We start from the raw sequence: 15159 nt of genomic DNA, 5'->3' as shown, positions 1-15159 counted from the left end.
ATGTAATTATATTTATTAACATTATTCTTTCTATAACAATAGTTATTTTAGAAAGAAAACAACCTGATAAAACAATAGCTTGGCTGTTAGTTTTATTCTTAATACCTCCATTAGGATTATTGTTATACATCTTTTTAGGAAGAAACTGGAAAATACATAAGCTTAATGATAAAATTAATTCTAAAGTACAAGACTTAATAGCTCCTATATTAAGAACTTATCCTGAGAAATATTATGTTTCTCTTATGGAATTGCTTGCTAATAATAGTGATTCTCCTATTTTCCTTAATAACGAAGTAAAAATTTACAAAAATGGAATAGAAAAATTTAAAGATTTAAAAGAACAATTATTAAAAGCTAAACATCATATTCATTTAGAATATTATATTGTTAGAAGCGATACATTAGGTAATGAAATAAAAAATATATTGATTGAAAAAGCTAAAGAAGGAGTACGGGTAAGATTTATAATAGATAAAGTAGGTGCCTCTAAATTAAAAAGAAAATATATTTCACAACTTAAAAAAAATGGTGTAGATGTTGTTATATACTCTTATTTTTTAGCTCCACTTCTTAAATTAATAAATACTCAAATTAATTATAGAAACCATAGAAAAATAGCTATCATAGACGGCAAAGTTGGTTTTTTAGGCGGTATTAATATAGGTGATGAATATTTAGGAAAATCTAAAAAATTCGGATATTGGCGTGATACTCACATAATGGTTAAGGGTGATTTTGTCTTGGGTCTACAAGCTGTTTTTTTAGATGATTTTATAACTATAGAAAAAGCTAATAATACTTATAGTTTTTATGACGAAGAATTTTACAAATATTTTCCCACTAATCATATTAAAGAAGATTTGTTAATGCAATTAGTTAAAAGTGGTCCAGACTCAACCTTTCCAGCAATAATGCAAGGTATGTTAAAAATGATTTCATTAGCTACAGAACGTATATACATAACTACCCCTTATTTTGTACCTAATGAAGCAATTTTAGATGCACTTAGAGTGGCCGCTTTAGGGGGCGTTTCTATAAAAATAATATTCCCTGAAAAAGCAGATCACTTAATGGTAAATAAAGCTTCTAAAACTTATTTAGGAGAATTATTGAGATGTGGAGTAAATGTATATTTTTATGATAAAAATTCATTTATTCATGCTAAAACTATGACAATAGATGGACAAATGTGTACTCTAGGAACATCTAATATGGATATCAGAAGTTTTGAATTAAATTATGAAATAAACTCTGTTATATACGATAGTGAAATAACAACTAAGTTAGATGAAATTTTTTTAGATGATTTAAAGAAATGTAGAAAATTTACTTTAGAAGAATATGAAAATCAACCTAAACATATAAAATTTATTGAAGGTATTTCTAGAATTTTTTCATCACTTTTATAAAAGTACAAGCTATGATTAATAATAATTAATCATAGCTTATATTATTTAATAAAAATGTATACTAATTAAAAATTAGATTACATAATATATTTCTATTTTATTTTTTCAACCTATTTTTAAGATTTACTAAAAGCATCCCCGCAGTTCCTCCAAAAGTATCTATAATTACATCTTTAAATTCTCCTGATCTTCCTAATACAAATAATTGATGTATTTCATCAGTACATGCATATGAAAATGTAATTACTAAAGCATATATATATATGCTTTTGCTTTTTACATAATATTTTATTACATTGTATACCAAAATATATAAAATCATATATTCTGTGAAATGAGCGCACTTCCTAATAAAAAGAGTTGCTAACTCTCCAAAATAACTACTCAAATCTAACCCTATTAAATTAAACAAATAAACCATTTTGTCACTTTGCTCAGATGAAACATCACTAGGTTGATGTGACATATAAAATATCATTACCATCCATAAAATTACCATACTCCATGCTAATTTTTTTTTATTTTGTATTTTCATATATCCTCCATATTATTTTATAATATTTTTATATACACTTTAATAAATATATGAAAATAAATCAACTAATGAAGTATATTAAACTATATTATTCTTGGTTTTTCCACAACCATTGGACAATACTCTAAACCAATTACTTTTTCCTCATCTCTTATAACTGAAGCTTTATCTGCTATAACTTTATCTAAATAAGCATTTTCTCCTATAACTGTTTCTTGCATTATAATGCAATTTTTAACTACAGCACCCTTCCCTATATAAACTCTTCTACCTATTATACTATTTTCAACTGTTCCTTCTATATAAGAACCATTTGCTATTATAGAGTTTTCAACATTACATTCTTCATTATATTGAGTTGGTGCTTCATCTTTAGATTTTGTATAAATAGTATTATTATCTAAAAATAATTCACTATATATTTCTGGTGTTAATAATTCCATACTAGCCTTGTAATATGATTTTAATGAATTTATACAACTTAAATAACCTTTAAATTCATATGCCGCTACTTTTAAACTATTAACATTTTTACTAATATGATTCTTTATCTTGCTATATAAGCCCTGTCTTATTGATTCATATATTATTTCAATGAACAAATCAGTTCTTAAAATATACATTTCTAAGCTTATGTTTGCATTATCTTCTCTTCCTATATTTTGCCCTATACTAGTTACTCTTCCTTCATTATTTAAATTAACTATGTCACATCCAATAAATTTTTGATATGCATCTTTAATATTTTTATAAACAATTGTTATATCATTGTCATTTTTTTTATGTTGCTCTATAACATCATTAAAATCAATATTACAAACCATATATGATGGAGCTATTAATACATATTCTTTCCTACTTTTTGTAAAGAAATCTAAGTTATCAGCAAAATTATGGACATCATCATAATAAGGATCTTTATCTCCAAAATTAAATACTCTTAAACCATCTTTTTTTCTATGCAAGTCCCAAGGTCTGCCATTAGTTAAATGATCTACTAATGAACGTGATCTATTTTTTGTAAATATACCTATAGATTCTATTCCTGCATTAGTCATATTAGATAATATAAAATCTATAACTCTATATCTCCCTGCTATTGGAACTGATGCTAAAGGTCTATTTTTTACTAGTTTACTCATTCTACTTTCATTTTCATCTAAATTTATTATACCTATACAATTTTTCATTTCTTATATATCCCCCTAAAAAATAATTGTCTTAACTATTTGAAACTATTTCTTTAGATGCTATAACTGCTATATTATCACCATTTCCAATTTCACAGTTACTCTCTATATTAACTTCACTACCAACAATAGCTTTAGTAATTGTCACATTATTTTCTATTCTGGTATTAGGCATTATTACTGAATTTTTTATTATTGTTCCTTGTCCAACATAAACTCCTTGAAATAATACAGAATTTTCTACTGTACCATGAACTATACAGCCTTCAACTATTAATGAATTTTTAATTTTTGCTTTACTTCCTATATATTGAGCTGGTCTTACTTTAGTAGTTGAATATATTCTCCATTCATCATCATATAAGCTTAATTCATTTTCATTTTTTAATAAATCCATATTAGCTTCCCAAAGACTTTCTATTGTACCAACATCCTTCCAATAACCTTTAAAAGGATATGCCACCATTCTTTTTCCATCATTCAACATTTTAGGGATGATATTTTTACCAAAATCATTGCTTGAATTTTCATCTAATTCATCTTTTTCTAAAAAGTTCTTTAACTCTTTCCAATTAAATATATAAATTCCCATTGATGCATTTGTGCTTTTTGGTTTTTCTGGTTTTTCTTCAAATTCATATATTGATAAATCATCATTAGTATTCATAATTCCAAATCTACTAGCTTCATGTAATGGTACATCTATTACTGCAATTGTTGCATCTGCTTCTTTTTGCTTGTGAAATTCTAACATCTTATCATAATCCATTTTATATATATGATCTCCTGATAATATAAGAACATATTCTGGATTATATCTATCTATAAATTCTATATTTTGATATATAGCATTAGCTGTTCCTTTATACCAATCTCCACCTTTTTCATTTTGATAAGGAGGTAAAATACTTACTCCTCCGTCTCTTCTATCTAAGTCCCAGGTATCCCCTATACCTATATGGCTATTTAATTCTAAAGGCTTATATTGTGTTAATACTCCAACAGTATAAATCCCGGAATTTGAACAGTTGCTTAACGGAAAATCTATTATTCTATATTTTCCTCCAAAAGGAACTGCAGGCTTTGCTAAATTTTTTGTTAATACACCTAGTCTAGAGCCTTGACCTCCAGCTAAAATCATCGCTACCATTTCTTTTTTTACCATAAAATATACTTCTCCCCTCAATTGTAATTCCCCTGACCAATTTTAAATCATAGTTTAAATAAATTAAGTTTTCTCATAATCTTCTTTACATAATTTGGTTGCCATTTTATTATATCATAAAATTTACCAAATTTGCATAATTTTAATTTAAATTCAATTAAAAAAAAAGAAATGTTTGAGAAAACGTTACTCAACACTTCTTTTTTTTATTTTATTCGGAAAGAAATTTTGTTACATAGGCTAATGATTGTTCTAATAATTCTTGGCCATTTTCTAAAGATTCTAACTTTCTTTCTAAATCATAAATTCTTTGATCAATCTTATATACTATTTCTTTAACATCATTTAAAATTTTAGAATCATAAGACACTTGATTTCCATCTAAATCAATATAAATTTTCTCTGGTGGATTACCACATTCTGTACATTTAGCATATAAACCTTCTTTTTCTGTATCTTTAAAAATTTTAAAGGTATCATTATTACAATTACAACAATTAGATAACATTGTAAAATTATAATAACTTACATCAAAATCACATTCACTAGAACATTCAGTGCATAAAATAGTTAATTTATCATCTTTATTTTTTATATAAAATTTATTTCCATTACATCTATCTTTTTCACATACTATTGTTCTAATCATTTAATAAACTCCTCTCTTTTTCATATATTTATTTATAATAAACTCATCCCTATATGGATTAATATGATAAATAAATATGAAAAATGCCTTATTAAAATATTAATTTTCTATCAATATTTTGCAAGCATATGGAATTAGATTCAAAAAAAGTCCTTGCTCTCCTATGAAATATTCGAAATTATTATTAATAATATCTTTATATTTTCCATTAGATATATCAATAGTTACTTTTTTATTTTCATTAGAAGAATTTATTAAAACAATACCTTCTTTTTTATTATAATCTCTTTTATATACTAAAACTTCTTTTGGTAAATCATAATTTATATTAATATTAAAATCTCCTTTAGTGAAGATTTCATTTTCTGTTCTTATATTAATTAAAGTTTTATATAATTTTAAAACTTCTATATTTTCTTTTCCCCAAGGAAAAGTCTTTCTATTATCTGGATCTTTGCTCCCTTTACTACCTGCTTCATCTCCATAGTAAACTAACGGAACTCCTGGTAATGTCATTTGCATACATATTGCTAATTTTAATAATTCCATTCTATTATTTAAGCGTGTTAATACTCTTTCAGTATCATGATTACCTAATAAATTCATGCAAGAAAAAAAATTTTCTTTAGGATAATTTTCTTTTAAATTCATAATTTTTTTTGCAAAGGTAACCGAGTCTATATATCCTTGAACAAAAGATAATATTATTTCTCTTAGAGGATAATTAGTTACAGAATCTAATTCTTTACCAAAAAAATATTTTCTAGGCTGAGAATAACTTATCTTATTTGAAGCATCTTCCCAAACTTCACCAATCAATACACTTTCATTATCAACTAATTTCATACGCTCTTTTATTAACATTATAAATTCATCTGGTAATTCATCAGCTACATCTAATCTCCAGCCACTTGCTCCTAATTTAATCCATTTTGCTATAATAGAATTTTCATTTTTTATAATAAAATCAATATAACTAGGTGTTAACTCTTCAACATTAGGTTGATTATCAAAACCCCACCAACATTCATATTTATCAGGATATTGAAAAAATCGATACCATTGAAAATATGGTGAACATCTAGATTCATATGCACCTAAACTCTCATAATTCCCATATTTATTAAAATATTTACTATCTGCTCCAGTATGACTAAATACACCATCTAATATTATTCGAATATTTAATTTTTTTGCCTCTTCACAAAGTAATTTAAATTCTTCATTGGTTCCAAACATTTCATCTATTAATTCATAATCAGCTATATCATATTTATGACAACTAACAGCCTTAAAGATAGGATTCATATAAATTATACTTACACCCAAATCTTTTAAATACTTTAATTTTTTTCTTACACCTTTTAAATTTCCTCCAAAAAAATCCCATCTAGATATATTTCCATTTGTATCTTTTATATACATAGGATCGTCATACCAATTTCCATATATAAAACTATTAGGCTTAGGATTTATTATCTTCCCATCTTCATTTCCATTAAAAAATCTATCAACAAAAATTTGATATATAATACCTTCTTTATACCACTTGGGAACATTAAAATCTTCATATACTGTTATTTGATATGCTTTAGGATTTTCATAATATATGCGTCCTATTCCACCTAATAAATCATCATTATTTCCATAAAATAAAACACTATTATTTTTCTCTATTCTAAAATAATATTTTATTAAACCAACTTGATTTTTAACTTCAATGATAGCTTTAAATAATTTAGAATTGCATTCATAGGAATTATCACAACATTTCATAGAAATATTTTCAGTTTTACCATCAAACCTTATCACTTCAACAAAAGCCTTACACTGGTCACCCTTTACTTCTAAAAATAAAATTACTTCTTGATTTATTGTAACTGCTCCAAAAGGTTTTCTATAATTACAGTGTTGAGAATTGTGAAAAACGTAACCTTTATCCATAGTATTACTCCCTTTCTAAAGAAGTCTATATAATATTAATATTACAAACTTAATATTAAAGTGCCTAAACTTTAGTAATATGTTTAGGCACTTAATTATAAAATTTATAATTATAAGTTTTTATATAAAACTGTTGATCCCCAAATTCCTGTAGCATATTCTAAAATAGTTCTATCTGAAGAAAATATTCCTGAATGGGCTATATTTATAGCACACATTTGTTGCCATTGATTTATATCTCTATAGTATTTATCTACTTTATTTTGAGCATTTAAATATGAATCAAAATCTTTTAATACAAAAAACTCATCATTATAAGTCAATAAATTTTCATATACACTTCTAAATCTATTTTTGTCATTATTATAAAATCCATTAATTAAATCATCAGTTACTCTTATTAATCTATTATCATTATTTCGAATATCCCATGCAGAATATCCTCCTTTTTGATAGTAGTTCAATACTTCTCTTTCTGTTAATCCAAATATTATTATATTTTCCTCTCCAACTTCATCTTTAATTTCTATATTAGCTCCGTCTAATGTTGCAATAGTAACTGCTCCATTCATCATAAACTTCATATTAGATGTACCTGATGCTTCTTTAGTTGTAGTTGATATTTGTTCACTCAAATCAGTTGCTGGTATTATTTTTTCAGCAAGAGATACTCTATAATTATCCAAAAATACTATTTTAATTTTATCATTAACTCTTTTATCATTATTAATTTTTTCTGCTACTGCATTTATAAGCTCTATAGTATTTTTAGCTAAATAATAAGCTGGTGCTGCTTTTCCTGCAAAGATAAATGTTCTTGGAACTATATCTAAATTTGGATTTTCTATTAACTGTCTATATAAGTCCATAATTCTTAAGCAATTTAATGTTTGTCTTTTATAGGCATGAATCCTTTTTATTTGAACATCAAATATAGAATTAGGATCAACAACTATTCCTTTAGTTTCATAAATTAATTTAGCTAATTTATTTTTATTCTTTAGCTTTATGTCATTTAATTTTTTTTGTATATTTGAATCGTAAGCATATTTATGGAACATTTCCATATCCATAGGATGTTTTATAAAACTATCTCCAATAGTTTCACATAACAAATTTTTCAAATCTGAATTACTTTTTAACAACCATCTTCTATGAGATATTCCATTGGTCTTATTATTAAATTTTGAAGGATAAAGATAATAAAAATCACTCATTTCTTGCTTTTTTAAAATTTCTGTGTGTAATTTTGCTACTCCATTAACACTATGACTACCTACTATTGCCAAATTAGCCATTCTAACATATCCATCAGCTATAATAGCCATTTTAGATATTTTATCCCACTGACCAATATATTTATTCCATAATTCATTACAATATCTTTTGTTCATTTCTTCAACAATCATATAAATTCTAGGTAGTAATGTCTTAAACATATCTATAGGCCATTTTTCTAAAGCTTCTGCTAATATTGTATGATTAGTATAAGATACTGTATTATTAGTTATTCTTTTAGCAGTTTCCCAAGATAGACCCTCTTCATCTAAAAGAATTCTCATTAATTCTGGAATAGCTAAAGTTGGATGAGTATCATTTATGTGAATAGCCACATGTTCATCAAATTCTTCTATCTTTCCACCATGTTTCTTAAAATGTCTAACAATACTTTGTAATCCAGCTGAAACAAAGAAATATTGTTGTTTTAGCCTTAACCTTCTTCCTTCATATACTGAATCATCTGGATATAAAACCTGCGAAATTGCTTCAACTGAATTCTTATATGCTAATGCTTTCAAAAATTCTCCTCTACTAAAAGATGAAAAATCAAATTCATTAGATACAGGTTCAGCACTCCATAATCTTAATGTGTTTATAACATTATTTTTATATCCTACAATTGGAGTATCATAAGGAACAGCTAATATTGGTTCATAGTTTACTTGAGTAAATATAATTCTTCCATTAGTCTCTTCAACTTTTACTTCTCCACCAAACTTAACCACTTCAGCTTTATCTAACTTTTTTATTTCCCATACATTGCCTTCCCTTAACCAATTATCTGGAGCTTCAACTTGTGTGCCATTAATTATTTTTTGCTCAAAAAAACCATATTTGTATCTAATACCACATCCATGACCTGGTATACTAAGAGATGCCATTGAATCTAAAAAACAAGCTGCTAATCTTCCAAGTCCACCATTTCCTAAACCTTGATCATGCTCTAAATTTTCTAATTCTTCTAAATCTATATTTAAGTCATTTAAAGCACCTCTACAGGTTTCTCTAATACCTAAATTTAATAAAGCATCCCCTAATAATCTTCCTACTAAAAATTCCATAGAAAAGTAATAAACTTGCTTTTCTTTAGACTTATCAGTCTTTCTTCTAGTATTAATCCAACTTTCAGCAACATAATCTCTAATTAAACTTCCTAAAGCTTCATACTTTTGAAAATTTGTTCCATTTACTAGCTCCATTCCATGAAGTTCTAAAAACTTCTTTTGATAATCTTTTTTAAAGGTACTTTTATCTACAGATATCATACAACATATCCTCCTAAAATATAAGTTGTTATGCCTATCCTAGTAACTCTTCATACAATTCCTTATATTCCTTTGCAGATTTTCCCCAGCTGTTATTTGAATTCATAGCTTGAGTTACAATCGAAGTCCATACATCTTTATTTTTATATGTTTCTAATGCATAATTAATTACATGCATTAAATCATTACTATTATAATTAGTAAAACTAAATCCATTACCTAATCCATTATATTGATTAAAAGGTAATATAGTGTCTTTTAATCCTCCTGTTTCTCTCACTATAGGAATTGCTCCATATCTTAATGCTATTAATTGCCCAAGTCCACATGGTTCAAATAGAGAAGGCATTAAAAACATATCAGAAGCTGCATAAATCTTATGAGCTAAAGAATTATCAAATCTTATATTAGCTACTACTTTATCTCTATACATATATTGAAGCCCTTTAAAATGTTCCTCATATTCCCTATCTCCAGTTCCTAATATAACTAGTTGCACATCATTTTGTAATAATTTATTAGCAATATTAACAATTAAATCACACCCTTTTTGATTTGTTAATCTTGAAATTAAACCAATCATAGGTGTATTAGTTTTTATAGGCAGACCTAATTCTTTTTGTAATGCTAATTTGTTTTCTAATTTATTTTCTATTGACTTTAATGAATAATTTTTATATATATAACTATCCTTTTCCGGATTATACTCTTTATAATCTATTCCATTAACTATTCCTATTAATGCATTAGACCTTTCTATAAGCAAACCTTCTAATTTTTCTCCATAATAAGGTGTTTGAATCTCTTTAGCATAAGTTTTACTTACAGTTGCTACTCTGTCTGAATAATTTATTGCTCCCTTCATAAAACTCATACAATCATAAAATTCTAAACTACCATTATTAATCGACTGATAGTCATATCCAAATAAATCTGGTAATATTTCTTTTTGGAAAACTCCTTGAAATAATAAATTGTGAATTGAAAAGACTGTTTTTATATTTTTATAAAAATCATCTTTAATATATTCCAATTTATGAAGAACAGGTATCATTCCTGTATGCCAATCATTACAATGTATAATATCTGGACACCAATTAATTTCTTTTAAAAAATTAAGTACTGCTCTATCAAAATATGCAAATCTTTCTCCATCATCATAATGTCCATATAATGTATCTCTATTAAAATAATATTGATTATCTATTAAATAATAAATTACATTTTCATATTCATATTCAAAAACACCACAATATTGATTTCTCCATCCTACAGATACCATAAACCATTTTATAAATTTAAGATTTTCTAATATCTCTTTTTTTATATTTTTATACTTTGGTATTACAACCCTAGCCTCTACTCCCATATCTTTAAGTGACTGTGGTAATGCTCCCATTACATCACCCAATCCTCCTGTTTTTATAAAAGGACTTGCCTCTGATGCCACAAATAATACTTTCATTTGAATTATATCCTCCTTATTTACTTTTATTCTTTCCTAATATCAACACCGCCATAGGTGGAACCTTAATAGTTAATTTATATGGTTGATTATGACATTTTTTTTTCTTAGCATATAATATTTCATCAATAATTTGATTTGATCCACCAAATTTAAAACTATCTGTATTAAATACTTGTTTATAAGACCATAAATATGGAACTCCTATATCAAAGTTATAATAAACAACTGGAGTAAAATTACATATAAAAATTAAAGTATCTTCTTCTTTTTTCCCCCGTCTAATAAATATTAAAATGCTTTGATCTTTATTATCAGCATCTATCCATTGAAAACCATTAAGATCATAATCAAGTTGCCATAATGCTTTATTCTCTATATAAAATGTATTCATTTCCTTAAAGAAATTATGCGTATTTCTATGCATATCGAATTCATCTATAAGCTTCCATTCCAACTCTTCATATTCTCTCCATTCAATAAATTGTGCAAATTCACTTCCCATAAACAATAATTTTTTCCCAGGATGCCCAAACATATAAGCTATATATAATCTCAATCCTGCAAACTTATTCCAATAATCTCCCCACATTTTATCTACTAATGATTTTTTACCATGAACTACTTCATCATGAGATATAGGTAAAATAAATTTTTCTGAATGATTATACATCATAGCAAATGTTAAATTATTATGATGATACTTTCTATGAACAGCATCTTTTTCTATATACTTTAACGTATCATTCATCCATCCCATATTCCACTTAAAATTAAAACCTAATCCACCATTATCTACTGACTTTGTTACATTAGGATATGATGTTGATTCTTCTGCAATAACTATAAAACCAGAATTTTCATTTTTTATTGCTAAATTTAATTCCTTAATAAATTGTATTCCTTGTAAATTTTCAGTTCCACCATATTTATTAGGAATCCATTCACCAGAATCACGTCCATAGTTTAAATAAATCATATTAGATACTGCATCTACTCTTAATCCATCTATATGAAATTCTTTTAACCAAAATAATGCATTAGAAATTAAAAAACTTTTTACCTCTGGTCTTCCTAAATCAAAATTGCAGGTTCCCCATCCTTTATTTTCAGCTTTCCATCCTTCTTCATATTCATAAGTATTACTTCCATCAAATTTATATAACCCATATTCATCTTTGCAAAAATGGCCTGGCACCCAATCTAAAATTACTCCTATATCATTTTTATGAAGTTCTTGTATTAAATTTTTTAAACTATTTAAATCTCCATATCTACTAGTTACAGAATAATAACCTGTTGACTGATATCCCCAAGAAGCATCTAAAGGATGTTCATTTAATGGCATAAACTCAACATGCGTATACCCTAATTTTTTAATATACTTTGGTAATTCTATACTTAATTCATCATAAGTCATAAATTTATCATCTTTAGTTTTCCATGATCCTAAATGTAATTCATATATATTCATTGGCAATTCGTAGATATTACCTTTTTTTCTTTTATTAATCCACTTTCTATCTTTCCACTTATATTTTTCAATATTTACCAATACAGAATCTGTTTTAGGCCTTAATTGTGATTTTAATGCGTATGGATCAAATTTAAAAACTAAATTATCATTCATACTTTTAACAGCATATTTATAAGTTTGTCCATCTTTTAATCCAGGAATAAATAAGCTCCAAATTCCAGTTTCACTTATTTTCTCCATTTTATATTCTTCTTTTAACTGCCAACTGGTAAATTCACCAACTACAATCACTTCTTTTGCTTTTGGTGCCCAAGTAGTAAATCTAACTCCTTTTTTTCTTTTTTCTGTAACAAAATGTGCTCCTAAAAATTCATAACATTGATAATGCTTTCCTTCGTGAAATAAATATATATCCAAATCAGAAATAGCTTGTTTTACTACTTTTTCACTAGAGGCTTTTACAGATTTATTTATGTCATTTGATTTATTATTTATATTCTTAATTTTAGACTTATTTACTTCATTATTTTTAACATTCTTATTAGAACTATCCTTTTTAACAAGTTCTTTTTTTTCTAATGTTTTAACCATAAAACTACCCCCATTTATTTCCAATGTACTTTATATATTTCTACATTAATCTTAAATTCCCTTTAATAAGTGTATATTTTTTACAAAATCCTATGCGAATTTTGTGTAAACGTTTGTTATTTTAGATAATTTTAAAGTAATAAAAATAAAATAGATTATACTAAAATTAAATTAATTACTTAAAATTATTTTTGTACAACCTATTTATTAATTCTATTTTCATCTATTCATTATTTTTTAAATTATTTATTTCATTTTCTACATGTTCTATAAGTTTGTTAATTTCATCTGTACTTTTATTAGTTAAAATTAAATTTCGCTTTTTTAATTTTAATTCAACTAACTCCTCTTCTAAATCTCTTAGTTTTAACATATTAATACACTCCCCAATCTCATATTTACACAATATTAACCTTATATACCTTAATAGTAAGCACTTTGTAAAACATTTACATTATTTATATTTTATATTATATACATTATTATATACTAAATTTAGTTATAGTCTCCACTAATTTTAATAATAATTTATTTAAATTCTTTTTTTATTTTCATATAAGCGTATAATGGAATTCCCATCATTATTAATAAAAATCCATACATCACCACTTCTTGTCCTGATGCAATTATAGCCCATACCGAGAAAATAAATCCAATTAAACCTCTAATTATTAATCCTATATAATTTTTTAAATTACTTTTTTGTTCACCTTTTAATAATAATATTATTTCACCAATAGCTGTTGAAGCATATATAGGTAAATAACTTAATGTAGCTAATATTACTATAAAATTATATGCATTAGATAAACCTTTAGTGAAATTTAATAAAAATATTATGTTTATAGCAATAGATCCTATAATTAAAGCAACATATGGTGTATCATATTTTGGATGTAATTTTGAAAACACTTTAGGAAATATTCCATCTTCACCAGCAGCATATGCAACTCTTGCAGTTGATAAAAGCCAACCAAATCCAGTTCCTAATATACTAATAGCTATAGCTATATTTAATATTGTTATATTCTTTAATCCTAATCCTTTTGATATTATATCTGATATAGGAGCAATACTTTTTGATAGATTACTAGATTGCATAGCTCCCATAGCTACTACACTAATAGCTATATATAATAAAGTACTTATTAACATACCTAAAATAGTACTTCTTTTTATATTTTTTTCTGGATTTTTAATTTCTCCTCCTGCTACAGTTGCTGTTTCTAAACCCATAAATGCCCATAAAGTAAGTGCTGCTGCTATTGGAACAGTATTAATTCCTTTTCCACTTGGAAATAATGGATTTAAATTAGCTATATTAAAATTCAAAAGTCCTATTACAATAAAAAATATAAATAATAAAATTTTAAATATTGTTATTATACAGTTTATTTTTCCTGCCAACTTTGTTCCTCTTATATTTATATATGTAGCTATCCACAATAAAGCAGAACAAAATAAAAAACCTATTATAGGCTTAGAAGTAAGTGTTGTTATAACTTCACCTAAATATGTTGTAACAACTATAAATATAGTAGCATTGCCTATCCAAGAACCATTCCAATATAACCATGCACTTGTAAATCCCATAAAATTTCCGTAAGCTAATCTTGTATACTCATATACTCCTCCAGTTTTCGGAATTTTGGATCCAAGATTTGCATAAGTTAGAGAAAGAACTAAAGCTCCTAATCCTGTTAATATCCAAGCAATTAATATACTTCCTGGACTTGCTACTTGTGCTAATGTTGCTGGCAACATAAATATACCTGATCCCATCATATTTCCTACTACTAATGAAGTAGCAGTAAATAATCCAATTTCTTTTTTTAATTTAGCTTTTTCCATATTTAATTATCCTCCTTTAAAATTATTTTTCTCTATAAAATAAAAAATAATCTAAAGTTTCTTATTTACTTAGTTAGTTAAATTATTAAATAAAAAAAAGAAGTTATGAACATAGTTCACAACTTCTTTTTGGTGGAGGTAAGGAGATTCGAACTCCTGACCCCCTGCGTGCAAGGCAGGTGCTCTCCCAACTGAGCTATACCCCCAAAATAATGGTGGACCTTCAGGGACTCGAACCCCGGACCTACCGGTTATGAGCCGGTTGCTCTAACCAACTGAGCTAAAGATCCATGACCTGGCAACCACCTACTCTCCCACACAGTCTCCCATGCAG

General features: G+C 26.1%; 11 protein-coding genes and 2 tRNA genes. 1 reads left to right on the top strand and 12 read right to left on the bottom strand.

The window, feature by feature from the left end; genetic code table 11:
* On the top strand, positions 1-1412 hold a 1412-nt coding region (cls, locus tag GBZ86_RS06060; RefSeq protein WP_152888741.1), incomplete at its 5' end, for a cardiolipin synthase.
* A gap of 97 nt (positions 1413-1509) precedes the next feature.
* Here cls and GBZ86_RS06055 read toward each other — a convergent pair.
* From GBZ86_RS06055 to GBZ86_RS06005, 12 genes are all read right to left on the bottom strand, one after another.
* Entirely contained in the window at positions 1510-1947 is a 438-nt protein-coding gene (locus GBZ86_RS06055) for a VanZ family protein (RefSeq protein WP_152888739.1), read from the bottom strand.
* Between the two features lie 83 nt (positions 1948-2030).
* Positions 2031-3137 carry a glucose-1-phosphate adenylyltransferase subunit GlgD gene (gene glgD / locus GBZ86_RS06050; RefSeq protein ID WP_152888737.1) on the bottom strand — a complete coding sequence of 369 codons (1107 nt, stop codon included), beginning with the start codon at positions 3135-3137 and terminating at the stop codon, positions 2031-2033.
* Positions 3138-3168: 31 nt separating this feature from the next.
* The gene (locus GBZ86_RS06045) at positions 3169-4302 is read right to left on the bottom strand and encodes a glucose-1-phosphate adenylyltransferase (protein ID WP_152888735.1); all 1134 of its coding nucleotides are present in this window, start codon (positions 4300-4302) and stop codon (positions 3169-3171) included.
* A 211-nt stretch (positions 4303-4513) separates the two neighbouring features.
* Entirely contained in the window at positions 4514-4951 is a 438-nt protein-coding gene (locus GBZ86_RS06040) for a hypothetical protein (RefSeq protein ID WP_152888733.1), read from the bottom strand.
* 99 nt (positions 4952-5050) lie between these two features.
* Positions 5051-6895 (bottom strand): glycoside hydrolase family 13 protein, encoded by a 1845-nt coding sequence (locus GBZ86_RS06035; protein WP_152888731.1) that lies wholly within the window; start codon positions 6893-6895, stop codon positions 5051-5053.
* 110 nt (positions 6896-7005) lie between these two features.
* Entirely contained in the window at positions 7006-9441 is a 2436-nt protein-coding gene (locus GBZ86_RS06030; RefSeq protein WP_152888729.1) for a glycogen/starch/alpha-glucan phosphorylase, read from the bottom strand.
* A gap of 34 nt (positions 9442-9475) precedes the next feature.
* Positions 9476-10906: a glycogen synthase GlgA gene (glgA, locus tag GBZ86_RS06025; protein WP_152888727.1), complete on the bottom strand. Its 1431-nt coding sequence runs from the start codon at positions 10904-10906 to the stop codon at positions 9476-9478.
* A gap of 16 nt (positions 10907-10922) precedes the next feature.
* Positions 10923-12974 carry a 1,4-alpha-glucan branching protein GlgB gene (glgB, locus tag GBZ86_RS06020; protein WP_152888725.1) on the bottom strand — a complete coding sequence of 684 codons (2052 nt, stop codon included), beginning with the start codon at positions 12972-12974 and terminating at the stop codon, positions 10923-10925.
* 223 nt (positions 12975-13197) lie between these two features.
* Complete coding sequence (locus GBZ86_RS17065; protein ID WP_170272171.1) at positions 13198-13347, bottom strand: hypothetical protein; 150 nt, start codon at positions 13345-13347, stop codon at positions 13198-13200.
* Between the two features lie 155 nt (positions 13348-13502).
* Positions 13503-14825, bottom strand: coding sequence for an APC family permease (locus GBZ86_RS06015; RefSeq protein WP_152888723.1), 1323 nt, complete (start codon positions 14823-14825; stop codon positions 13503-13505).
* A 130-nt stretch (positions 14826-14955) separates the two neighbouring features.
* Positions 14956-15031 (bottom strand) — tRNA-Ala (locus GBZ86_RS06010).
* Between the two features lie 7 nt (positions 15032-15038).
* Positions 15039-15115, bottom strand: a tRNA-Ile gene (locus GBZ86_RS06005).
* Positions 15116-15159 lie beyond the last annotated feature (44 nt).

It is taken from the genome of Clostridium tarantellae (genome assembly GCF_009295725.1).
GTDB lineage: Bacteria > Bacillota > Clostridia > Clostridiales > Clostridiaceae > Sarcina > Sarcina tarantellae.
This window is presented reverse-complemented; position numbering and strand designations above follow the sequence as displayed.

Bases quoted from the DNA above. Each gene is read 5' to 3' on its own strand.
- GBZ86_RS06040 (WP_152888733.1), bottom strand. From the start codon at position 4,951: ATGATTAGAACAATAGTATGTGAAAAAGATAGATGTAATGGAAATAAA.
- GBZ86_RS06030 (WP_152888729.1), bottom strand. From the start codon at position 9,441: ATGATATCTGTAGATAAAAGTACCTTTAAAAAAGATTATCAAAAGAAG.
- GBZ86_RS17065 (WP_170272171.1), bottom strand. From the start codon at position 13,347: ATGTTAAAACTAAGAGATTTAGAAGAGGAGTTAGTTGAATTAAAATTA.
- glgA (WP_152888727.1), bottom strand. From the start codon at position 10,906: ATGAAAGTATTATTTGTGGCATCAGAGGCAAGTCCTTTTATAAAAACA.
- glgD (WP_152888737.1), bottom strand. From the start codon at position 3,137: ATGAAAAATTGTATAGGTATAATAAATTTAGATGAAAATGAAAGTAGA.
- GBZ86_RS06055 (WP_152888739.1), bottom strand. From the start codon at position 1,947: ATGAAAATACAAAATAAAAAAAAATTAGCATGGAGTATGGTAATTTTA.
- glgB (WP_152888725.1), bottom strand. From the start codon at position 12,974: ATGGTTAAAACATTAGAAAAAAAAGAACTTGTTAAAAAGGATAGTTCT.
- GBZ86_RS06045 (WP_152888735.1), bottom strand. From the start codon at position 4,302: ATGGTAAAAAAAGAAATGGTAGCGATGATTTTAGCTGGAGGTCAAGGC.
- GBZ86_RS06015 (WP_152888723.1), bottom strand. From the start codon at position 14,825: ATGGAAAAAGCTAAATTAAAAAAAGAAATTGGATTATTTACTGCTACT.
- GBZ86_RS06035 (WP_152888731.1), bottom strand. From the start codon at position 6,895: ATGGATAAAGGTTACGTTTTTCACAATTCTCAACACTGTAATTATAGA.